At 66.1% G+C, this 23,159-nt stretch carries 16 protein-coding genes; 9 read left to right on the top strand and 7 right to left on the bottom strand.

The genetic code is table 11. The annotated features are described in order from the left end of the window. Window positions 1-88 precede the first annotated feature (88 nt). The 6 genes from M4J39_RS10600 to M4J39_RS10575 form a co-directional block, all read right to left on the bottom strand. Window positions 89-1,132, bottom strand: a complete 1,044-nt coding sequence (locus M4J39_RS10600) for a sulfate/molybdate ABC transporter ATP-binding protein (RefSeq protein WP_251727809.1) — start codon at window positions 1,130-1,132, stop codon at window positions 89-91. 11 nt (window positions 1,133-1,143) lie between these two features. Further along, window positions 1,144-2,064 (bottom strand): sulfate ABC transporter permease subunit CysW, encoded by a 921-nt coding sequence (gene cysW, locus M4J39_RS10595; protein WP_251727808.1) that lies wholly within the window; start codon window positions 2,062-2,064, stop codon window positions 1,144-1,146. After that, a complete protein-coding gene (gene cysT / locus M4J39_RS10590; protein ID WP_251727807.1) occupies window positions 2,057-2,899 on the bottom strand; it encodes a sulfate ABC transporter permease subunit CysT in 843 nt (280 codons plus the stop codon). Before cysT ends, cysW begins: the two co-directional genes overlap by 8 nt. A 165-nt stretch (window positions 2,900-3,064) precedes the next feature. Continuing rightward, window positions 3,065-4,084, bottom strand: a complete 1,020-nt coding sequence (locus M4J39_RS10585; protein WP_251727806.1) for a sulfate ABC transporter substrate-binding protein — start codon at window positions 4,082-4,084, stop codon at window positions 3,065-3,067. A gap of 250 nt (window positions 4,085-4,334) precedes the next feature. Then, a complete protein-coding gene (locus tag M4J39_RS10580) occupies window positions 4,335-5,786 on the bottom strand; it encodes a tetratricopeptide repeat protein (RefSeq protein WP_251727805.1) in 1,452 nt (483 codons plus the stop codon). Beyond that, window positions 5,783-9,649, bottom strand: a complete 3,867-nt coding sequence (locus M4J39_RS10575) for a tetratricopeptide repeat protein (protein WP_251727804.1) — start codon at window positions 9,647-9,649, stop codon at window positions 5,783-5,785. Before M4J39_RS10575 ends, M4J39_RS10580 begins: the two co-directional genes overlap by 4 nt. Window positions 9,650-9,836: 187 nt before the next feature. Here M4J39_RS10575 and M4J39_RS10570 point away from each other — a divergent pair, with 187 nt between their 5' ends. The 8 genes from M4J39_RS10570 (at window position 9,837) to M4J39_RS10535 (ending at window position 21,208) form a co-directional block, all read left to right on the top strand. Beyond that, entirely contained in the window at window positions 9,837-10,655 is an 819-nt protein-coding gene (locus M4J39_RS10570; RefSeq protein ID WP_251727803.1) for an LOG family protein, read from the top strand. A gap of 73 nt (window positions 10,656-10,728) precedes the next feature. Continuing rightward, the gene (mutS, locus tag M4J39_RS10565; protein ID WP_251727802.1) at window positions 10,729-13,458 is read left to right on the top strand and encodes a DNA mismatch repair protein MutS; all 2,730 of its coding nucleotides are present in this window, start codon (window positions 10,729-10,731) and stop codon (window positions 13,456-13,458) included. 93 nt (window positions 13,459-13,551) lie between these two features. Continuing rightward, window positions 13,552-16,323: a [protein-PII] uridylyltransferase gene (locus tag M4J39_RS10560; protein WP_251727801.1), complete on the top strand. Its 2,772-nt coding sequence runs from the start codon at window positions 13,552-13,554 to the stop codon at window positions 16,321-16,323. A 15-nt stretch (window positions 16,324-16,338) separates the two neighbouring features. Beyond that, on the top strand, window positions 16,339-17,907 hold the full coding sequence (murJ, locus tag M4J39_RS10555; protein ID WP_251727800.1) for a murein biosynthesis integral membrane protein MurJ: 1,569 nt from the start codon (window positions 16,339-16,341) through the stop codon (window positions 17,905-17,907). Between the two features lie 165 nt (window positions 17,908-18,072). Beyond that, on the top strand, window positions 18,073-19,125 hold the full coding sequence (gene trpS / locus M4J39_RS10550) for a tryptophan--tRNA ligase (RefSeq protein WP_251727799.1): 1,053 nt from the start codon (window positions 18,073-18,075) through the stop codon (window positions 19,123-19,125). A 71-nt stretch (window positions 19,126-19,196) separates the two neighbouring features. Next, a complete protein-coding gene (locus M4J39_RS10545) occupies window positions 19,197-19,694 on the top strand; it encodes a universal stress protein (RefSeq protein ID WP_251727798.1) in 498 nt (165 codons plus the stop codon). A gap of 119 nt (window positions 19,695-19,813) precedes the next feature. Further along, window positions 19,814-20,368, top strand: coding sequence for a NifU family protein (locus M4J39_RS10540; RefSeq protein ID WP_251727797.1), 555 nt, complete (start codon window positions 19,814-19,816; stop codon window positions 20,366-20,368). 246 nt (window positions 20,369-20,614) lie between these two features. After that, window positions 20,615-21,208: a malonic semialdehyde reductase gene (locus M4J39_RS10535; RefSeq protein ID WP_251727796.1), complete on the top strand. Its 594-nt coding sequence runs from the start codon at window positions 20,615-20,617 to the stop codon at window positions 21,206-21,208. Between the two features lie 70 nt (window positions 21,209-21,278). Here the strand turns inward: M4J39_RS10535 and nth are convergent, their stop codons facing one another. Next, window positions 21,279-21,983 (bottom strand): endonuclease III, encoded by a 705-nt coding sequence (nth, locus tag M4J39_RS10530; protein WP_251727795.1) that lies wholly within the window; start codon window positions 21,981-21,983, stop codon window positions 21,279-21,281. 264 nt (window positions 21,984-22,247) lie between these two features. On the opposite strand from nth, the gene M4J39_RS10525 reads away from it, so the two are divergent. Then, on the top strand, window positions 22,248-23,138 hold the full coding sequence (locus M4J39_RS10525) for a methylated-DNA--[protein]-cysteine S-methyltransferase (protein ID WP_251727985.1): 891 nt from the start codon (window positions 22,248-22,250) through the stop codon (window positions 23,136-23,138). The last annotated feature ends 21 nt before the right edge of the window (window positions 23,139-23,159 follow it).

Here is a 23,159-nt window from a genome sequence, read left to right as displayed (position 1 = left end):
AATTCATGCGCGCAATGCGCATCCGTGATGTTTCCGAATGTAACTGGTATCACCGGTTGCGGAGAACGGCAATTGCGCCGCGTCGGTCTCAGTTCGCGAACAGACCTGCCGCTCGTATTTCCAACGCTGCGCGGTCACCTATGCGGGGCGGTTCGCGGTCGGCCGGCGTCAGCGCTTCGATCACCGCGTCGGTCCCGTCGGCGCGAAAACCGATCCGGCGCGACGATCCCGACCGATGCAGCGATACCACCGTCGCCCAGAGCCCCTCCCCGTCGCGGCGGAAAGCAACGTGCTCGGGCCGGACGTAGAGTTTTGCCGGCCCGTCGACGAGAAGCGGTGGCAGCCGGGGGATCGAGACCTCCTGCTGGCCAACAAAAGGACGCCCCTTGTCGACCCGGATGTCGAGGCGGACCGACTCGCCGATGAAGTCGAACACGAAGGGGGTCGCCGGTCGATCATAGACGTCTTCTGGCGTTCCTTCCTGCTCGATCTTGCCATTGCTCATGACGACGACGCGATCGGCGAGATCCAGTGCTTCTTCCTGGTCGTGGGTCACGAACAGAGTAGTGTGGCCGGTACGGTCGTGGAATTCCCTGAGCCACAGGCGCAGCTCCTTGCGCACCTTGGCGTCGAGAGCCCCGAAGGGCTCGTCGAGCAGCAACACGCGCGGCTCGACGGCAAGTGCCCGCGCGAGCGCCACCCGTTGGCGCTGACCGCCGGACAACTGGCTCGGGTATCGACCACCATAGCCAGGCAACTGGATCAGGGCGAGCAGTTCCTCGACCCTGTCGGAAATGGCAGCCGCTGACGGTCGCGTCCGGCGCGGGCGCACCCTCAGGCCATAGGAGATGTTGTCGGCAATGGTGAGATGCTTGAAGAGCGCGTAGTGCTGGAACACGAAGCCGATCTGCCGTTCCTGCACGCTCTTGAAGCTGGCATCCTCGCCACCGAACAGGATCTGGCCGCCGGAGGGGATTTCGAGGCCGGCAACGCAGCGCAGAAGCGTCGTCTTGCCCGAGCCGGACGGTCCGAGCAGCGCCAGGAGTTCGCCAGAGGCGACCTTGAGGTCGACGCCATGAAGAGCCGCCGTGCTGCCGAACGTCTTCGTGAGGTTGCGAATGTCGAGTTCCATCGAGGACTCCGTCAGTGGCGGTGGCCGGCGGCGAGATCGCCGGCATAGCGGTGTTCCAGCCAGGACTTGATGCCGAGAGTCACCAGCGCCAGGGCGGCGAGCAGCGAGGCGACGGCAAAGGCGGCGACGAACTGGTATTCGTTGTAGAGAATCTCGATGTGCAACGGCATGGTGTTGGTGTAGCCGCGGATATGGCCCGACACGACCGAGACCGCGCCGAACTCGCCCATGGCGCGGGCATTGCAGAGCAACACGCCGTAGAGAAGCGCCCATTTGACGTTGGGCAAGGTCACCGTCCAGAACATGCGCCATCCGGAGGCGCCGAGCGTCAACGCCGCCTCTTCATCGGTATCGCCGAGCTCTTCCATCAATGGGATCAATTCACGGGCGATGAAGGGGAAGGTGACGAAGATCGTCGCCATGATGATCCCCGGCAGGGCGAAGATGACTTGAATGCCAGCCGACTGAACCAGCCCCCCCAGGAGGCCGTGACTGGCGTAGAGCAGGACATAGACGAGACCGGCGACCACCGGGGATACCGAGAACGGCAGGTCGATCAGCGTGACGAGGAAGGCCTTGCCGCGAAAATCGAACTTGGCGATTGCCCAAGCCGCCGAAATGCCGAAGACGAGGTTGGCGGGCACGGCAATGGCCGCCACCATCAAGGTGAGGAGGATGGCGTCGATGGCCGCAGGATCGGCGAAAGCGGCGAGGAAGGCGCCGCCCCCCTTGCGGAACGCCTCCATGAAGACCGTGATCAGCGGCAGCAGCAGGAACAAGCCGAGAAAGCCCACCGCCAGACCGATGAGCAGGCGCCTGACCCACGGAGCCTCCTCCGTCGGCAGGCGTCGCTGCGCCGGGCGCGCGGCGGCGCCTCCGGTGGACGTCGCCTCATCGAGCGACACGGCCGCCGCGATGGAACCGTCAGACATGACCATACCTCGCGCGCGCCCGGGCCTGGATGAGATTGATGAGAAGCAGCGTTCCGAAGCTGATCATCAGCATGATCGCGGCCACGGCCGTGGCGCCGGCATAGTCGAATTCTTCCAGCTTGATGACGATGAGCAACGGCGCGATTTCCGACACATAGGGGATATTGCCGGCGATGAAGATGACCGAGCCGTATTCGCCGACCGCTCGGGCAAACGCCAGGGCGAAGCCCGTCAGGATGGCCGGGCTGAGCACCGGCAGAACCACGGATGCGACGGTTCTGAGCCGTCCCGCGCCGAGAGTGGCGGCGGCCTCCTCAAGCTCGCGGTCGACCTCGGCCAGCACCGGCTGCACCGTACGCACGATGAAGGGCAGACCGACGAACACCAGCGCCAGGAAGACGCCAAGCGGCGTGAAGGCGATCTTGAGACCGAAGACGGCGGCCACGGATCCGATCCAACCTTTCGGCGCATAGAGCGCGGTCAGCGCAATGCCGGCTACCGCCGTCGGCAGAGCAAAAGGCAGATCGATGATGGCGTCGAAGAAGCGACGACCGGGGAAATCGTAGCGGACCAACACCCAGGCGATCAGCAGACCGAAGGGGACGTTGAAAGCGGCGGCGGCGAAGCTGGTGAGGAAGGACAGCTTCAGCGCCGACAGCGTGCGGCTGTCGAGCGCCAGGGCGACGATCTCATGCACCCCCAGCGAAGACGCCCTGAAAAGAAGGGCGCCGAGTGGCAGGAGCACGATCGCCGTCAGGTAGAGGAGCGTAAAGATGATCGTCAGGCGAAAGCCCGGCAGGATGCTCGGTTTGACGAAAGGCACGTTGAGGGTCATCGGCCTCGCTTTCAGGGGAAGCCGGCGGATCGGTATATCCCGGTCCGCCGGCGGCAAGGTCTCATTCGATCAAGGGAAGAGAAAGCCAAGCGGCGCCGTCGCGATCCACATGGCATTCCCCAGATTCGGCATAGCCGGCACGTGTGCTGTCGCCGGCGGGTTCCTTCACTGTCCCGGCCTGTAGATCTGGTCGAACACGCCGCCATCGCCGAAGTGGTAAGGCTGCGCCTTGGCCCAGCCGCCAAACAGCGGATCGTCGATGCTGACCAGCTTGAGTTCCGGGATGGCCTTCAAGAGCTCCGGGTCGACCAGCTTCGGCTCGGACGGACGATAGTGGAACTTGGCAGCGAGCGTCTGCCCCTCGGCCGAGTAGAGATATTCGAGGTAGGCGCGGGCTTCCTTCTCGGCCCCGTTGGCCTCGGCATTGCCTTCCACGACGGCGACCGGAGGCTCGGCGAGGATCGACTGCGGTGGCACCACGATATCGAACTTGTCGGCACCGAACTCGTCGAGCGCCAGGAAGGCCTCGTTCTCCCAGGCAAGCAGGACATCGCCGAGTTCGCGCTGGGCAAAGGTGACGGTGGCGCCACGGGCGCCCGTATCAAGTACGGGTACATGTTTGTAGAGCGTAGCGACGAAATCGCGGATTCTCGCCTCGTCGCCACCATACTGCCCGGCGGCCCAGGCCCAGGCGGCAAGGTAGTTCCAGCGAGCGCCCCCCGATGTCTTCGGGTTGGGCGTGATCACCTCGATGCCATCCTTGACGAGATCCCCCCAATCGAGGATGCCCTTGGGGTTGCCCTTGCGGACCATGAAAACGATGGTCGAGGTGTAGGGCGCGGAATTGTGCGGCAGCTTGCCGCGCCAATCGGCCGGAATCTTGCCCGTCCTCTCGGCGATGGCGTTGATGTCGCTTTCGAGGGCCAAGGTTACCACATCGGCCGGCAAACCGTCGATGACGGCACGTGCCTGCTTGCCGGAGCCGCCGTGTGAAGCGCGGATGGCGATGTCCTCACCGGTTTCCGCCTTCCAGTGGGCAGCGAAGGCGGCGTTGTAGGCCTCGTAGAACTCGCGGGTCGGATCATAGGAGACGTTGGTCAGCGTCACCGCCGCGACGGGACCGGCAAGGGCCAGGGGTGCCGCGACGAGAGCGGCGAACAATCCCAGACGTTTAAAGCCTCTCATGCTTCCAGTCTCCAGCCCTAGGCAATGCTAGGCATCGCACCTGTCCGGAAGCTTCGGCGGCCTTTCCGGCGCCTCAGCATCTCCCGACAGGTTGAAATCCTAAAAGGACGAGTGCAATTGGCAAGAGATACCATTCCCTAGGGAATGGCCTGTTTGTAAAATATCATTCCCCTATTGTCGTCCGACTTGCATTCTGCGGCAACATGCTTCCCGGAACCAGCTGATTTCCGGTGGGATTTTTCTCTCGCGGTCAGTCATGGACCATGCTGCGGATGCGTTGGACCGCTTCGGGCAACAAGGCCGAGAGCGATCCTCCCGACGTCTGCCTCAACAGTGACAGGGACGGATAGCTGGGCGTCTTGCCACCCTCGACCCGCCATATCCAACTGGTGGCCATGGGCAAGAGCGCGACACCGGGACGCCCAAGCAGACCTCCCAGGCGAAGCGGCAGGCCGTCGACGGCAATCACGGCATCCAGCCGGCTGATGAGCGCGGCGCAGTCGACGCGGGCGTCGATGCCGGCTTCGAAATCGGGCCCGGGATGCTCGACGCGGATCGGCGCGCCAGCAACCTCCCATCCCGATGGCGACGACGAACGGGCAAGCGTGGCCGAAGGCAATCGTTCGAGGGCAACGAACCTCAGGTCGGCGATGCCGGCAAGCGGCGTGAGATCGGCAAGCGGCAAACCACCGCCCCAAACAAGACCGACGGCGGGTCGTCCTCGTCCGAGATCGAGCCGGGCACTCCAGCGATCGGCGAGCATTGGCTCGGCGGCGAGCAGCGGGCTGGTTGCGGCGAAACTACCGGCGGTGAGGCCGAGCCGATGCGGCAACCCGACGAGTGGGGCCGCTGCGCCGGCCGTTTCGACCAAGCCGCCGAGATCGTCATTGTCGGCGACGACGCGGCTAACCCCGGCGAGCGCCGAAGCCAGGCGGACGAAAGGCTTGGGAACCACCAGGACGAGATCGACCACCAGCGACCGGGCGAGCGGCAGGGCCGCGGCGAAAGCGGCGAGATCAAGCGGATCGCCCCCGGCCCAGACGAGAAGCGGACGGTCGAGCGGAAAGCCGTCCCAAGCCTGAAGCTTCGTCGCCCAGACCGGGCGGGCGGCGATGGCATCGAGATCGGCAAAGCCTCCGGCCATGTCGCCGAGCGCCAGCAGCGCCGCTGCACGCTCGACGCGCGGGCGAGGGTCTCCAGACCGACGAAATGCCTCGACCGCGGCCAGAGGGCGACCGGCGGAGGCCAGCGCCGGACCGAGGCCACCAACGGCGCGGGGCTCGGCAGGATCGAGACGTAGTGCCGCTTCGAACGCCGAGACCGCCCCAGGAGCATCGCCCGCCGCGAGACGGGCTGCGCCCAGGCGGGCGGCGAGGCCCGCATCGAGCGGTTTGGCGGCACGAGCTCGTTCGAAAGCCGCAGCCGCTTCCGCCAGGCGCGAAGTCGCCGCGAGCGCTTCGCCGAGGGCCAGGGCAATGTCGGCACGGCCGGGCGCGGTGCGGTCGGCGCGCGTCAGGAACACAACGGCGCGCGCGTGGTCACCATTGGCACGCGCGGCGGCGGCGGCGCCGAGCATTGCCGGTACATGGTCCGGCGACCGAACGAGCGCCACCTCGTAGAGAGCCACCGCCTCGATCCACCTGTGGGCTTCCTCGGCGGCGGCGGCGCGAGCCAGCAGTTGATCGACGACCGTTTCGGTCATGTCGCCGCCCTTTCGAGAACCAGGGCGCGCAAGAGCCCGGCGAGATCGCCCTCCCGACGCAACAGGTGAGCATCGGGATACCAGGGCGTGCGGTCCTCTCCCATCCAAAGCCAATCGGTGGCCGACGGAGCCAAGACGATCGTCGGCCGACCGAGCGAGGCGGCGAGATGGCAGGTAGCCGATACGGGGGCGATCACCGCGTCGAGCGCCGTCATGGTCGCGGCCATCTCGACGAAGCCGCCAAGCCGATCGCCGAGCGGTTCTACCCCCAGTCCGTTCGGCAGCGTGGCGAGCGAGGCCCTGCCGGCGCGGCGATCGAGAGCAAACAGGCGGACATCGCGAACGTCGGCAAGCGATGCCAACAGAGCGGCATCCTCGGCGTTTCGCCAATAAACGCCGATGGCGGGCCGACCGTCACCACCGGCGAATTGTCGACGCCAAGCATCAACCCGCAAGGGATCGGGCTGGAAGCGGGCGGACGGCGGCAAACCGTCCCTCTCGGTGCCGAACACGTTCGGCAGGCTCCGAAGCGGGACTTCCAGGTCATGGGGCGGCAGGCGGCGTCCCTGCTCGACCACCGTCACGTCTCCACCGAGATCGAGCCTCCGGAACAGATCCGTGAGTGCGGGGCGGACTTCCAAGACAAGTCGCGGACCACGCTCGGCAAGCTGCGGCAAGAAGCGTGCGAAGGCGATGTCGAGCCCCAGGTCCCGCTCGCCATGAACAAGGAGAGTCTTGCCTGCGATGTCCTCGCCCGTCCAGCGTGGCGCCGAGAAGCGTCGTGGCAGCAGTTCGGCCGCCTGCCACCGTATTTCTGCGCGGGCAAAGCCGTTCTTGTAATCGCCGGCAATCAGCAACGCTTCCGCTTCGTCCATCAAGAGCTCGGGGTCGGCCGAGGCCTGCGCCAAGGCGCGACCATAGGCGGCGAGCGCGTCTCCTGCACGGCCGAGCGCCACCAGGGCTTTGCCGACGGCTCGATGGCCCCTTGCGGCGTCGGGTCGAAGTTCGACCGCCCGATCGGCATGAGCGAGCGCTTCTTCGAGCCGGCCGCCCAGGCGATCGACTTCCGACAGTTCGACCAGCCGATCGGCGGTGGGAGCCTCGGCAACCAGCGCGGCGAGCAGGCGTCCGGCCCGGTCACGTTCGCCGATCCTCAGAAGCGCGGCGGCAAGCATCTCGCGCAGCTCCGGCTCGCTGGCCCCAGCCGCAATGGCATCGCCGAGCAACAGCGCGGCACGATAGTCGTCGCGGCTTCTGGACGCCGCAAGGCCGGCTTGAGCGAGCACGCCGCTGGGGCGAGGGGAAGCCTCACTTTCGGAGAATGCCATGGCGGTCGGCACCGGATCGGCACGAAACGGAATGGCTCGGTCGCCGGCCGCGAAAGAGGTAAACGCATCGGTCAGCCGGGAAAGCGAAGCGCCCTTTTCGTCGCCGGGCCGCCGGCGAAAGAGACGGGCGGTCGGGAACCAGGGCGTGCGCCCGTCCTTCTCCAGCCAGAGCCAATCATCGCGGTCCGGCCCAATGACGAAGACGGCCCGCCCCATGGCGCCAGCCAGCGCGGCGATCGGGCTCGACGCCATGGCGACCACGGCGTCGAGATTCGGCAGCGCGGCGGCAATCCTGTCGAGACCGGCCTGATCGACGGAAAGCGGCCAGGCCGTGTGGAAGCGTGCCGCCGCTCCCGCGTCGAGGGCGACAAATGCAGCGCCGGTGACGGTGGCAAGGGCGGCGGCATCGGCTGCGCTCATGCCATCGAGCGCAAAGCCAACACGAAAGCCGTCGAGGTGGGCGAACGCCCGCGCCGCATTGGTCACCGCCACGGACTCGACCGTGACATAAGCGCGCGAAACCGACAGATCGTCCACGGTGAGGCCGAGCAGCGCGGGCACGCTCATGATCGGCAGCACCAGATCGCCCTCTTCAGGCTCCCCTACGCCGTCGAGCCCGTCGACAGCGGCGAGGATCGGCGCCAACTCGTCCGCACCGAAGAGGCGAACGCCGGCCGCGCCGGCTGCCTTGAGCATAGGAACAAACCGCAGAAAGCGAATCAACGCGCCGACGTCGCCCTCGGCAACGAGAACGACGTTCCGGTCGACGAGATCGGTTGCCCTTGGAAGCGTGCGGGACACGCCGTTGCGCCATTCGAACTCGGCAAGACCGGCCGCAAAGTCCCCGGAGGCCAGAAGCAACTCCCCGAGGAAGGCACGGACTGGAGGAGAAGGACGATGGACGATGAGGCGGCGCAGAACACCGATGGCCTCGCGAATGCGGCCGGCCGCGACAAGAATGCGCGCAAACTCCATTGCCGCCTCTGTGTGGCCGCCATCGCGAGCCAGGGCGGACCCCAGGAAATGCAGGGCTAGTCCGGTCTCTCCGGCCGCTTCGGCCAAACGTCCGAGCCCCAGTCGCGCATCGGCATCGTCACCGATGATGACGGCCCGTTCGAAGGCCCTGGAGGCTCCGCGAACGTCACCGAGCTTTCTCAGCATTTCGCCCCAGGCGACCAGAAGACTGGCTCGGCGCGGAGCTGCCTGCACCGCCTGGCGAAGTGCGAACTCCGCCTTGGAAAGATCGCCGAGCGCCAGGAAGGCATCGGCACGGATCGTCAACGCATCCGTCGAAGCAGGGTCGGCGCTCAATGCCAGTTCGGCGTATCGGAGGGCTGCGGCGGGTTTGCCTCGATCAAGATCGCGGTGGGCGGCAAACAGCAGCAGTGGCGCGTGACGCGGCCCGGTGGACAAGCCGATACCCAACACCCGATCGAGGTCTTCCACGTCGCCGAAGCGGAGCAGCAGCCCGGCAAGCCGAGCCCATCGGGCAGGCGCGGTCGGCTCGAGCGCCGCCAGACGGGCGGCAAACGGCAGAGCGGCACGGGCTGCCGACTCGCCGTCGACACCTTCCGCTGCCGCGGCAAGCCGATCAAGAGCAGCGATGTCGGAAAGACCGGGAATGACAAGCGCCTTGGCCTCGGCCGCGAGCGCATCGGCCACGCCCAGCCAACCCGGCCCATCAGCGCGAAAGAGGCGTGCGGTGGGATACCAGCGGCTGAACAGCCCCTGGCACCCCCACATCCAGTGCGGCTCATCATCGAGCAGCAGCCAGAGCGGTGTGCCGACCACCCCTGCGGCATGAGCCACCGGACCATCGGTGGCAACGACGAGGTCAAGCTCAGCAAGCGCGGCAGGATCGGCTTCGACAGCCTTGTCGCCCAACTGCGAGGCGGCTGCCTGATCGAGCGCTATCAATCTTTGGCCGGGAAAGGCCTGGCGAAGCGCATCGACGACACGCTCCGGCGCCATCTCGTCCCTGGCGCTCCAGGGCGAGGACGCCAAAGCCACGCCAATCGCCCCCGCATTCCTCCGTGTTCGCTGCGCAAGGCGAGGCGGCGGCACCTCATCCGGTGACAGGCCGAGCACCATCGGGGCGGACGCGAGCGGCAGGACGAGATCGTGTGGCGGCAGGCAAGCCGCGTCGACGAGCGGCACGCCGCCGAAGGCGCCGGCGAAGGGCGCGAGCCGCTCCATCTGCTCGCTTGGCACGGCAAGCGTCAGAGACAGCACACGGGCGGCGAGTTCGGGCAGGAAGCGAGCAAAGGCAAGCGTGTCGCATTCGCCGCTCTCGGCGAGCACGACGAGACGGGCCGCCGGCAAGCGCGCGCCGCTCCAAAGCGGCCGGTCTGACGGTGATGCAAAGGCCCGGTGCTCGAAGTCGACAAAGCCTTCCGCCCAGTTCCCGCGAGCGAGCAGCAGGCGTGCGGCATCGAGGCGGGAGGATGCGGCGGCATCCGGCGCCTGGGAATGGCGGGCCTCGTCGATCGTCAGGTCTTCGTCCAGTTTCAGCTCCAGCTGCCGCCGTCGGTTCAAGCGCCTTTCCATGAAGCGAACGGTCTGATTCGGGAACGATTATATCCGTTGCCGCCGGTCCTCACGCAGACGCAGGGCGCCCCTAGACGCCTTCGTGCCACAGTGCGGCCGTGTTTCAGCGTTCCTTAAGATGCCTATCCCTATCCTCGCTATCGCCGCTTCTGGCCGGAAATCCTGGACTGACCGCATGACCGACATTGCCGACAACACCGCCCAGAAGACCTCCAAGGCCTTCGTCCTGCCAGCCATCGACGACGAGTTCCTTCTTTCGGACTCGATGCGCGGCGTCCGATTCATGCTCGAGTATTCGAAAGCCGAGCAGACGTTGAAGGCCTGGGGCATCCGCTCCACGCTCGTAGTGTTCGGCTCGGCCCGTGTCCATGAAAACGGAGATCCCCTGCACAATCGCTGGTACAACACTTCGCGCGAGTTCGGCCGTATCGCCTCCGAACGCGGCGGCGCCGTCAATCGGACCGACGGCTTCTTCGACAACGTGATCGCCACCGGAGGCGGTCCCGGAATCATGGAGGCGGCAAACCGTGGCGCCCGCGACGCCGGCGCACCGACCATCGGCTTCAACATCACCCTGCCGCACGAGCAGGAACCCAACGCCTATACGACGCCGCAGCTCACCTTCCGGTTCCACTACTTCGCCATGCGCAAGATGCATTTGGCCATGCGTGCCAATGCTTTGGTGGTTTTCCCCGGCGGCTTCGGGACCTTCGACGAACTGTTCGAGCTCCTGACGCTGACCCAGACCCACAAGGGCACCCGAATTCCCGTGGTGCTGGTGGACGGCGAATACTGGCACAAGGTCATCAATTTCGACGCGCTGGCCGACTACGGCATGATCAATCGGGAGGACATCGGGCTGGTCCACTTCGCCGAGACGGCGGAGGATATCTGGACCTATCTTGCCTCCGAGAACCTCGGCTCTCATCGCAACCGCGACAAGGCCAACTATGGCGAAGGCGTCCTGACGCGCCCGTCGCCCGTGCCGGAATGACGGGCTGGATAACCTGAACCGTCGGTCATTTGACGCGTGAAAAGCGTCGCGGGCTTTGTTAGCTTCCGCCCCCATGACCGACGTTCAAGCCCTTCCAGACGACCGGACCGCCGACGGGGCGACGCCCGCCATGGCGCAGTTCATCGAGATCAAGGCGGCCAATCCCGACTGCCTTCTGTTCTATCGGATGGGCGACTTCTACGAGATGTTCTTCGAGGATGCCGAGGTGGCATCCCGGGCTCTCGGCATCACGCTGACCAAGCGCGGCAGGTATCGCGGCGAGGATATTCCGCTTTGCGGCGTGCCGGTGCATGCTGCCGACGACTACCTTCAGCGCCTCATCGCGCTCGGTCACCGCGTCGCCGTCTGCGAGCAGATGGAGGATCCGGCGGAAGCCAAGAAGCGCGGTTCCAAATCGGTGGTGAGACGCGACGTCGTCCGGCTCGTCACGCCCGGCACCCTGACCGAGGACAACCTTCTCGACGCGCGCCGTTCCAACTATCTCGCGGCGGTCGCCCGCCAGAAGGGAACCGAGAGCGCCGCCGACAGCTTCGCCGTCGCCTGGGCCGACATGTCGACCGGCATCTTCCGACTGGCGGAAACCACCGCCGCCGCGTTGCCGGCGCTACTTGCGCGCATCGAGCCGCGCGAGCTCCTGGCCGCCGACGGACTTTTTGACGACGACGAACTCCGCAGAACCTTCAAGGCGGCAAGCCAGGCCGTGGTGCCGCTGCCACGCGCGTTCTTCGACGCCGCCACCGCCGAGCACCGGCTCGCCGACTTCTTCTCCGTTGCTTCTCTCGATGCTTTCGGTAGCTTCACTCGGCTGGAACTGACCGCCGCCGCCGCCATCGTCGCCTATGTGGACAAGACACAGGTCGGCAACCGGCCGCTACTCGACCCGCCGGCTCGCGAGAGTCTGGGCGGTGCACTGGCCATCGACGCCGCCAGCCGGGCCAATCTCGAACTGTCGCGCACGCTGTCCGGCGAACGGCGCGGTTCGCTGCTTCATGCCATCGACCGTACGGTTTCGGGCGCCGGAGCGCGTCTCCTCGCCGACCGTCTCGCCGCGCCGCTCGCCGACCCCGACGGCATCCGCGACCGTCTCGATGCGGTCGACTTCTTCGTCTCGGAGACAACGCTTCGGGCCAGGCTGCGCCGGGATCTGGCCGGTGCGCCGGACATGGCCCGAGCCCTCACCCGCATCAGCCTCGACCGGGGCGGTCCGCGCGACCTCGCCGCCATCGCCGGAGGACTCGCCGCTGCCGCGCAACTGGCTGGCGATCTCAGGGAGGCCGGCGGCGCGGGACCAGAGATCGAGCGTATCGCCCATGGCCTCCAAGCCGCGCCGGCCGACCTCGCCGAACGGCTGACCGCCGCGCTCGACGATGAACTGCCCCTCCTGAAGCGTGATGGCGGTTTCGTGCGGCCGGGCTTCCGTGCCGACCTCGACGAGGCGCGCGCCCTGCGCGACGAAAGCCGTCAGGTGATTGCCGCCCTGCAGCAGACCTATGCCGAGACGACCGGCATCAAGTCGTTGAAGGTGCGGCACAACGGCGTGCTCGGCTATTTCATCGAGGTGGCGCCGAACTACGCCCAGGCGATGACCAGCGAGCCGCTCAACCGGCTGTTCATTCACCGGCAGACCCTGGCCGGCGCCATGCGTTTCTCGACCACGGAGCTGTCGGAGCTCGAAGGCCGCATCGCCTCGGCGGCGGAGAGGGCCTTGGCCGTGGAACTCTCGGTTTTCGCCGAGCTCACCCGCGAGACGATGGAAGCCGGGACCGCCATCAAGCGGGCGGCCGACATGCTGGCCGCGCTCGACGTTGCCACCGCGCTCGCCGAACTCGCAGCCGCCGAGGGTTATGTCCGCCCGCGCGTCGACGACAGCCTCACCTTCCGCATCGATGGCGGCCGCCATCCGGTGGTCGAGCAGGTTCTGCGCGAGGACGGCGGATCGTTCGTCGCCAACGGCTGCGATGTCGGTGGCGAGGCGGCCGGCAAGCTCTGGCTGGTCACCGGCCCCAACATGGCCGGCAAGTCGACCTTCCTGAGGCAGAACGCGCTGATCGCCGTGCTCGCCCAGATCGGCTCCTTCGTGCCGGCCAAGTCGGCGCATATCGGCGTGGTCGATCGCCTGTTCTCGCGCGTTGGCGCCGCCGACGACCTGGCGCGCGGCCGCTCCACCTTCATGGTGGAGATGATCGAGACGGCGGCCATCCTCAACCAGGCGGGGCCGCGTTCCTTCGTCATCCTCGACGAGATCGGCCGCGGCACGGCCACCTACGACGGCCTGTCCATCGCCTGGGCCACCATCGAGCATCTGCACGAAGCCAATCGCTGCCGCACGCTGTTCGCGACGCACTACCACGAGCTGACCGCGCTTTCAGAACGCCTGCCGCGCGTCGTCAACGCCACTGTCAAGGTGAAGGAGTGGCGTGGCGACGTCGTGTTCCTGCACGAGATCGTGCCGGGTTCGGCCGATCGCTCCTACGGCATCCAGGTCGCCAAGCTCGCCGGCTTGCCCCGTCCGGTGATCGAGCGGGCGCGCTCCGTACTTGCCGAGCTTGAGAAGTCCGGCGGGAACAACGCCGCCTCGATGCTGGACGACCTGCCGTTGTTCTCGCTTGCCCGTCATCCAACCCCGTCGGCACCGGCGGAATCAGCGCCCGATCCGGCGGAAGCCGAACTGCTCGCAGCGATCGACGCGCTGGCGCCCGACGAACTCAGCCCGCGCGAGGCGCTTGAGGCCATCTACCGGCTGAAGGCCCTCAGGATCGGAATCGGACGCGCACATGGTTGATTGTTCGGTTTCCGCCGACTATTCGATCTTGTTGCCGGCTGCGTACTCGCACCAAACTGCCGCGCCTCCCTCGTCCGAAGGTGATTGCCGTCGATGACCAAGCTCCCGGAAACCGCCATCTTGATCGACGAGACGGCGCTCGGCGCGGAAATGGCCAAAATCGCAGATCGTGCGGCAGCCGCCGGCACCGATCCGCGCCCCGAGTTGCTCACCGTGCTGAAGCGCGCCAATCTGGACGGACGAGCGACGGCCCGGGACATTCTCCGCCGCGACCGGGATGGCGTCGCCTGCGCCCGTCGCCTCTCGGCGCTCGTGGATTCGCTGATCAACGTGATCTACGAGCACACGGTGACGCGCGTCTTTCCGGGGGGGCGCGACGAGAAGATCGCCATCGTCGCCGTCGGCGGCTACGGCCGCGCCACGCTGGCTCCGTCGTCGGACGTCGACCTTCTGTTTCTGCTGCCGCCGAAAGCGCAGCCGCTCGCCGACAAGATCCTCGAACACATCCTCTATTATCTCTGGGACATCGGCTTCAAGGTCGGCCACTCGACCCGTCGCGTCGAAGACTGCATCAAGCTCGGTCGCGCCGATATGACCATCCGCACGGCGCTGCTCGAGGCGCGCTGGATTCTCGGCGACAAGGAGCTCTATGCCGAGATGATCGCCCGCTTCGACAACGAGGTGATCAAGGGAAGCGGGCCCGAGTTCATCCAGGCCAAGCTGGCCGAGCGTGACGAGCGGCACCGGCGGGCCGGGACTTCGCGCTATCTCGTCGAGCCCAACGTCAAGGACGGCAAGGGCGGCCTTCGCGACCTCCATACGCTGTTCTGGATCGCCAAATACTTCTACCGCGCCTCGACCGCCGACGAACTCGTGAAGCATGGCGTGTTCTCGCGCAAGGAACTCAATCGCTTTCACAAGTGCGAGGAGTTCCTTTGGGCGGTGCGTTGCAATCTCCACTTCGTCACCAATCGGGCCGACGACCGGCTCGGTTTCGAGAACCAGCGAGAGATCGCCGAGCTGCTGGGATATCAGCTTCATCCCGGCCTTGAGCCCGTCGAACGCTTCATGAAGCACTATTTCCTGGTGGCCAAGGATGTCGGCGACCTCACGCGCATCTTTTGCGCCGCCCTTGAGGAGACGCACGCCAAGCCCAAGCCGATGCTCGACCGGGTGCTGCGCCATACCTTCCGGCGCCGCAAGAAGTCGCTTCCCGGAACCCCGCAGTTCATCATCGACAACGATCGCCTGTCGGTGATCGACGACAGCGTGTTCGAGCGCGACCCGGTGAACCTCCTGCGCATCTTCGCGGTCGCCGCCCGAAAGGACCTCGACTTCCATCCCGACGCGCTGAAGCTTATCACCCGCTCGCTGCGCCTGATCGACGGCAGCCTGCGCGACAACGAGGAAGCCAACCGCATCTTCCTCGACGTGCTGACCTCGAAGAGGCATGCCGAGGCGGTGCTGAGGGCGATGAACGAGACCGGCGTACTCGGCCGCTTCATCAACGAGTTCGGCCGCGTCGTGGCGATGATGCAGTTCAACATGTATCATCACTACACCGTGGACGAACACACGCTGCGGGCCATAGGCCTACTTGCGCAGATCGAGCGCGGCGAAGAGCAGGGCGACCATCCGCTCGCCACGGAGCTGTTTCCGTCCGTCGCCAACCGCAACGTGCTCTATCTCGCCCTGTTCCTGCACGACATCGCCAAGGGCCGCGTCGAGGATCATTCGATCGCCGGCGCCAAGATCGCCCGCCGCCTCGGACCGCGCTTCGGCTTCTCGCCGGCAGAGACTGACCAGCTCGCCTGGCTGGTGGAAAACCATCTGGTGATGTCGATCATCGCCCAGTCGCGCGACCTGTCCGACCGCCAGACCATTCGCGACTTCGCGGCCGTGGTGCAGACGGTGGAACGGCTTCGCATGCTGCTCATGCTGACCATCGCCGACATCAAGGCAGTGGGTCCGGGCGTCTGGAACGGCTGGAAAGGGCAGCTCCTCAGGACGCTCTACTACGAGACCGAGCCCTATCTCCTCGGCGGTCACTCGAAGCTGTCGCGCGACCAGCGCGTCGCCGCCGCCAAGGCGGAACTTGCCGCCGAGCTGACCGATTGGAGCGAGGCGGAGCTTTCCGACTATGGCCGCCGCCATTTCGCGCCCTACTGGCTGCGCGTCGACCTGCCCGAGAAGGTGATGCACGCCCGCCTTCTGAAATCGATGGAGGGCACCGGCAGGCGTCTTGCGACCGCGTATTCGACCAAGAAGTTCGAGGCGATCACCGAACTGGTGGTGGTGGCGCCCGACCATCCGCGCCTTCTGTCGACCATCACCGGCGCCTGCGCGGCGGCTGGCGTCAACATCGCCGACGCCCAGATCTACACCACCACCGACGGCCTCGCCCTCGACACCATCCTGATCAATCGCGAGTTTCCCGACGACGCCGACGAGTTCCGCCGCGCCGACCGCGTGCTGAAGATGATCGAGGCGGCACTCGAGGGGCGCGAGAGACTGCCCGAGATCGTTGCCCGCCGTGTCGGTCAACGCAAGGCGACCAAGGCATTCAGCGTGCCGACCGATATCAAGTTCGACAATGCGCTGTCGGAGACCCTTTCCGTCCTCGAAGTGTCCTGCCTCGACCGGCCGGGTCTTCTCTACGACGTGACGACGGCGATGAGCGATCTCAACCTCAACATCGCCTCGGCGCACATCGCCACCTTCGGCGAGCGGGTGGTCGACGTGTTCTACGTCACCGATCTCACCAAGCTGAAGATCCAGTCCGGCTCCAAGCAGGCGGCGATCCGCCGACGCATCCTCGCGGCCGTGACTGGAGAAGAGCCGCATCCGCCCAAGAAGGCAGCCTGAGGAAGGCAACCGGTCATGAGTCTGGTCAAAAACTTCGTGACCGTGGGCGGCGCCACGCTGTCCTCGCGGTTGCTCGGCTTCATCCGCGACGTGTTCATGGCCAACATGCTGGGCTCCGGCCCGATCGCCGACGCCTTCTTCGTGGCATTCCGCCTGCCCAACCTGTTCCGTCGTCTCTTTGCCGAAGGCGCCTTCTCTTCCGCCTTCGTGCCGCTGTTCGCCCGTGCGCTCACCGAAGGTGGCAAGACGTCGGCGCGGGCGCTGGCCGAGGACATCCTGGCCGTCTTCCTGCTGGCGCTGGTCATCGTCACGGCGCTGGCCGAGGTTGGCGCCCCCTGGCTCGTCGGCGTGCTGGCGCCGGGCTTCATCGACGACCCGCAGAAGTTCTCAGCCGCCGAGTTCATGACGCGGGTGATGTTCCCTTATCTCGCCTGCATGTCGCTGACGGCCATGGCGGCCGGCATGCTGCAATCCTTCGGGCGTTTCGCGGTCGCCGCCTTTGCGCCGTCGCTGCTCAACGTCGTCCTGGTCGCCGCCCTTGTCCTCATCTGGTGGGAGGGCTGGGCCGGCACGCCGGACGCCGCGTACGCGCTCTCCTGGGCCGTCTGCATCTCCGGCTTTGCGCAACTGATCGCCGTCGGTGGCTCGCTGTGGTGGATCGGCTTTCCGATGTCGCTCAAGCGGCCGCGCTACAACGACAATGTCCGCCGCTTCGTGAAGCTCGGAATCCCCGGCGTGATCTCCGGCGGCATCACCCAGATCAATATCGTGGTCGGCACAATCATCGCCTCGATGCAGGCGAGCGCCGTGTCCTGGCTCTATTTTGCCGATCGCATCTACCAGCTTCCGCTCGGGGTGATCGGCGTCGCCATCGGCGTCGTGCTCCTGCCGGACCTCACCCGCCGCGTCCGGACGGAGAATGCCGAGAGCATCTTCCACACACAGAATCGGGCGCTGGAGTTCGCCATGGCGCTGACGCTGCCGGCCACCGTCGCGCTTTGTGCCATTCCCTACTCCATCATGCGCGTGCTGTTCGAACGCGGCGCCTTCACCACCGCCGACACTGTGGCGACCGCCGACGCGCTCATCGCCTTCGCTGCGGGGCTGCCGGCCTTCGTCGCCATCAAGGTGTTCCAGCCGTCCTTCTATGCGCGCGAAGACACCCGCACGCCCACCATACAGGGCGGCATATCGGTGGCGGTCAACGTAGCGGCCTCGCTGGCGCTGTTCCCGTTCATCGGCCACGTCGGGATTGCCGCGGCGACCTCGCTCGCCGCCTGGGTCAATGCGCTGATGCTGGTCATCGAACTCCACCGGCGCGGTCACTTCCGGGCCGACGCCCTGCTCTTCCGCCGTCTCGTACTGCTCGCCGTTGCCAGCCTCGTGATGGGAGCCGCACTGCTCCTGGGCGAAGGCCTCGTGGACGCGCATCTCCACAGCGGGCGCGAAGTGATCCAGATCCTCTGGCTTCTCGGTCTCTGCGCCTTCGGGATGATCGTCTACGGGTTGGCGACCGTGCTGACCGGTGCCGTCGATGTCCGCCGGTATGTCAAGGCGATTGCCGCCCGCGGCAAGACCGGCTGAACGCATCGCCGCTGACGGCGTCCTCCCCGGCATCCAGACATGACCCACCGCATTTGTTCGTCGGCCCTGTTGTAGCGCCTTGCGGTGACCGCATGGCGGGTCCATAAGTCCGTCGCCCGGTTTCACCACCGGCGCGCGTGAAACTCTATCCTCGGGTCCAAACCGATGCCCTTCAAGCCTCTCGTGTTCTCCGGCGTTCAACCGACCGGAAATCTTCATCTCGGCAACTATCTCGGCGCCATCAAGCGCTTCGTTGAAATGCAATCGACGCACGACTGCATCTATTGCGTCGTCGACGAGCACGCCATCACCGTGTGGCAGGATCCCTTCGAGCTGCGTCGCCAGATTCGCGAGGTGACCGCCGCCTTTCTCGCCGCCGGCATCGATCCGAAGACGCATATCGTCTTCAATCAGAGCCAGGTGCCCGAGCATGCCGAACTCGCCTGGGTGTTCAACTGCGTCGCCCGCATGGGCTGGCTCAACCGCATGACACAGTTCAAGGAGAAGGCCGGCAAGGACCGCGAGAACGTGTCGGTGGGCCTGTTCGCCTACCCCAGCCTGATGGCGGCCGACATTCTCGTCTACCGGGCGACGCACGTGCCGGTCGGAGAAGACCAGAAGCAGCACCTGGAGCTCACCCGCGACATCGCGACGAAGTTCAACAACGACTTCGCGACCTCGATCGTCGCCCAGGGCCACAGCGCGGAGGAGGGCTATTTCCCGCTGCCCGAACCGCTGACGCAGGGACCGGCGCCGCGCGTCATGTCGCTTCGTGACGGCACCAAGAAGATGTCGAAGTCCGACCCGTCGGACTATTCGCGCATCAACCTGACCGACGACCGCGACGCCATCGCCCAGAAGATCCGCAAGGCGCGCACCGATCCGGAACCGTTGCCGTCGGAGGTCGAAGGCCTCAAGGAGCGGCCGGACGCCGACAATCTCGTCACCATCTACGCCGCGCTGGCCGGCACGACGAGGGAAGCGGTGCTGAAGGACCATGGCGGTTCGCAGTTCTCCGCCTTCAAGCCGGCGCTGGCCGATCTCGCCGTGTCCGTTCTGTCGCCAATCAACGACAGGATGAAGGCCTTGATGGCCGAGCCCGACCACATCGACGCCGTCCTCGCCGATGGATCGGAGCGGGCCGGCGCCATCGCCGGCAAGGTGATGGACGACGTGCGCGACATCGTCGGCTTTATCCAGAGCCGCAAGCGGCGCTGAAGCGCTCGACGCTCGAAAACTTGAAGGCCGGCGCGGCTTGTCCGCCGCCGGCCTTCTGCTAATTTGTCATCATGGTTTCACGCCGCCTTGCCCGCGAAGAGGGCCACCGCCGCAAGTTCCTCTGCGTCATCGACGACACGCCCGAATGCGACCGGGCGCTGGTCTATGCGGCCACGCGCGCCCGGCATACGGCGGGAGGTCTCGTACTGCTCTATGTCATCCCGCCGGGCGACTTTCAGCACTGGCGCGGCGTCGAGGAAATGATGCGGGCCGAGGCGATGGACGAGGCCCGCCAGCGCCTTGCCGCCACCGCCGAGCGCGTGCATGCCTTCGCCGCCGACATCGAGGCGGAGCTCGTCATTCGCGAGGGACAGGCGGCCGAAGCGATCCACCGCCTCATCGAGGAGGATCGCGACATCGCCATCCTGGTTCTGGCAGCCGGTACCGGCAGCGAGGGACCGGGACCGCTGGTCACGTCGATCGGCGCTCGCTCGGGGCCGCCGTTTCCCATTCCGGTAACCATCGTGCCCGGGGACATGAGCAACGACGACATCGCCGCCGTCGCCTGACCTGCCTGATCGTTTTATGTCCGCAGGTTCACCGATTGTTCATTTGCAAAGTCGGAACTATCCTCTAAAGATCAAGTTTAGACATGTTCCAATCAGGCGAGCCTGAGGAGCCCCATACGATGTTCATTCAGACCGAGTCCACGCCCAATCCGGCAACGCTCAAGTTCCTGCCCGGGCGGGTCGTCCTCGAAGGCAGCCCGCGCGAGTTCCTGACCCCCGAACAGGCGACGGTCTCACCACTCGCCGCCGCCCTGTTCGAAATCGCCGGCGTGACCGGCGTGTTCTTCGGCGCGGACTTCATTACGGTGACCAGCCGGGACGAGGATTGGGCGCACCTGAAGCCGGCGGTGCTCGGCGTCATCATGGAACACTTCATGTCCGGGGCGCCGATCCTGACGACCACCGAGACGACGGCCGGAGCCGAGGACTTCGATCCGGCCGACGCCGAGACGGTGTCGTCGATCAAGGAACTTCTCGACACGCGCGTGCGCCCGGCCGTGGCGGCCGACGGCGGAGACATCACCTTCCGCGCCTACAAGGACGGCATCGTCTATCTCAACATGCGCGGCGCCTGCGCCGGCTGCCCGTCGTCGACGGCGACGCTCCGGAATGGCATCCAGAACCTCCTGCGTCACTTCCTGCCGGACGTGCGCGAGGTTCGCGCCGTCGCCTGATCTGTCGCCCATCAAGCAGCCTTCAGACGCCGCCGGTCCCGCCGGCGGCGTTGTCATTTCCGGGGTATCGTCTCCAGACCGCCTTCAAGATGCCGTGAGAAGCTCGTGATGTGAGGGCAATCTGCTGCAGATTTCCTCGATCGGTCACTTTTATCGAACAATTTGTCAGTCGATCGCTGACTATGCCGGCCGGTTGGCGGAGCCTAAGTCGGGAGCGAATTTGCTTCTCTACCGAAAGGCTTTCCAATGTCCGCTCTCCTTGCCGACGACACCCTCGACCGCCTGTTCCGCGACGGTCGCTCTTACAATGGCTTCCTCGACAAGCCGGTTACCGACGAAACGCTGAAGACGCTGGCCGAGCTGACCAGTCTCGGCCCCACCGAGGCCAACACCCTGCCCGGCCGCTTCGTTTTCGTGAAGTCGCCCGAGGCCAAGGAAAAGCTGCTGGCCGCCATGGCGCCGGGCAATCAGGCCAAGACGAAGACCGCGCCGGTGTCCGTCATCGCCGGATACGATCTCGACTTCTACGAGAACCTACCCAAGACCTTCCCCCACGCCGATGCCCGTTCCTGGTATGTCGGCTCGCCGGACGAGCGGCTGCAGTTCTCGGCGCTGCGCTCGGCCTCGTTGCAGGTCGGCTACCTGACCACGGCCGCGCGGGCGCTGGGTCTCGACGTCGGCCCGATGGCCGGCTTCGACGCCGCCGCCATCGACGCCGCCTTCTTCCCCGACAGCCGCATCAAGACCTTCCTGGTTGTCAACCTCGGCTACGGCGACAAGTCGTCGCTGTTCCCGCGCCTGCCGCGCCTTGCCTTCGAGGAATACGCCCGCATCGCCTGACCTGTTTCGAATCGGCAAAACGGAGCCCCGCCGGCAACGGCGGGGCTCTGCGTTTCGAGCGTCCGGAAAGTCACATCATCGGCAGGCGCTTTTCCGGGCTTCGGCAGAGGTCGGCAACGATGCACCGTTCGCATTCCGGCCGCCGGGCCTTGCAGACGTAGCGGCCATGCAGGATCAGCCAGTGATGGGCGTGCAGGAGATAGGTCTTCGGCACGCGCCGTTCGAGGCCGAGTTCGACCTCGATCGGGGTGCGCCCCGGCGCGAGGCCGAGCCGGTTGGAAACGCGGAAGACGTGCGTATCCACCGCGATGGTCGGCTCGCCGAAGGCGATGTTGAGGACGACATTGGCCGTCTTCCGACCCACGCCCGGCAAGGCTTCGAGCGCGGCTCGGTCGCGCGGAACTTCGCCGCCGTGCTCTCGGACGAGGATCTCGGACAGCGCGATGACATTCTTCGCCTTGTTGCGATAGAGGCCGATGGTCTTGATGGCCTCCCGAAGGCGGTCTTCTCCGAGCCCCAGCATCTTTGCGGGCGTATCGACCGTCTCGAACAGCGGCCGCGTCGCCTTGTTGACGCCGGCGTCGGTGGTCTGGGCCGACAGCGTCACCGCGACCAGGAGCGTGTAGGGGTTGACGGCGTGGAGCTCGCCCTTCGGTTCGGGGTTGGCCGCCTGGAAGGTGGCGAAGAGCTCTTCGATTTCCGACGGACTCAAGGGACGAGTCGGCGGAATGGGCTTGTCGATGTCTTCGGACGCGGCGGCAGGCTTTCTCGGCACGGGCAATACTCCGGGCAAGGCGCTATGCCGCCTTCTATAGCCGGATTTGGTGCCTGACGGCGTCAGCAGCGTCGCTTTCCAGCCGTCGGGATCGTTTTTTTGCTCTTTTTCCTCCGACGTGCGAGAATCGGGTGGTTGTGTCGCCTACCCCTCCCTAACTTTGCATCGCACCCTTTGATGGAGGACGCGATGGACGCCATTACGCTGACCGACAACCTCACCTGCCCGCCGATGTCGGCGAGCTGGCTGCACGAAGGGCTGCGCATGGCGGGCGAGGTATCCCTCGATCGCGAGCACAGCGATTATGTTCTCGTGCGGGATACCATTCGATTCATTTCCGAGCGCTGGCGCGACCAGCCGGAACTTGAGACGATCGCCGCCGCCGTCGGCACCGATGCCGGCCATCTGCATCGCCTGTTCACGCGCTGGGCCGGCCTGACGCCGAAGGCCTTCGTTCAGGCGCTGACGCTCGACGAGGCACGACGAATGCTCGACCAGTCGTCGTCGATCCTCGACACCGCCTACGAGGTCGGCCTGTCCGGTCCGGGCCGCCTGCACGATCTCTTCGTCACGCACGAAGCGATGAGCCCGGGGGCCTACAAGGCGCGGGGAGCCGGCGTGACCATCGCCTACGGCTTCCATTCATCGCCTTTCGGCACCGCGCTGGTCATGGCCACCGACCGGGGACTTGCCGGCATCGCTTTCGCCGACCCCGGCGAGGAGCAGAAAGCCTTCCGCGACATGTCGGCTCGCTGGCCGGCCGCCACCTATGTTCAGGATGAGGTGGTGACCGCACCCTATGCGCGACAGGTGTTCGATCCCACGGTATGGTCGCAGGACCGACCGATCCGGCTGGTGTTCATCGGCTCCGACTTCGAAGTCAGGGTCTGGGAGACGCTGCTGCGAATTCCGCTCGGCAAGGCGACGACCTACTCGGACATCGCCCGCCACATCGGCAATCCGAATGCGGCGCGGGCCGTCGGCTCGGCCGTTGGGCGAAACCCCCTATCCTTCGTCGTGCCGTGCCACCGCGTGCTCGGACGCGAAGGCGACCTCTGCGGCTATCATTGGGGCCTCACACGCAAGAAGGCCATTCTCGGCTGGGAAACCGGCCTGGCGCGTCGGCTCGGCGGCGCCGAAGTGGAAAGAGGCTGAGCGCCCCAACCTCTTTCAGGA

Source organism: Pleomorphomonas sp. NRK KF1 (assembly GCF_023721755.1).
In the GTDB taxonomy this organism is placed as follows: domain Bacteria; phylum Pseudomonadota; class Alphaproteobacteria; order Rhizobiales; family Pleomorphomonadaceae; genus Pleomorphomonas.
The sequence above is the reverse complement of the archived record's forward strand: the minus strand, read 5'-3'. Positions and strand labels throughout refer to the sequence as shown.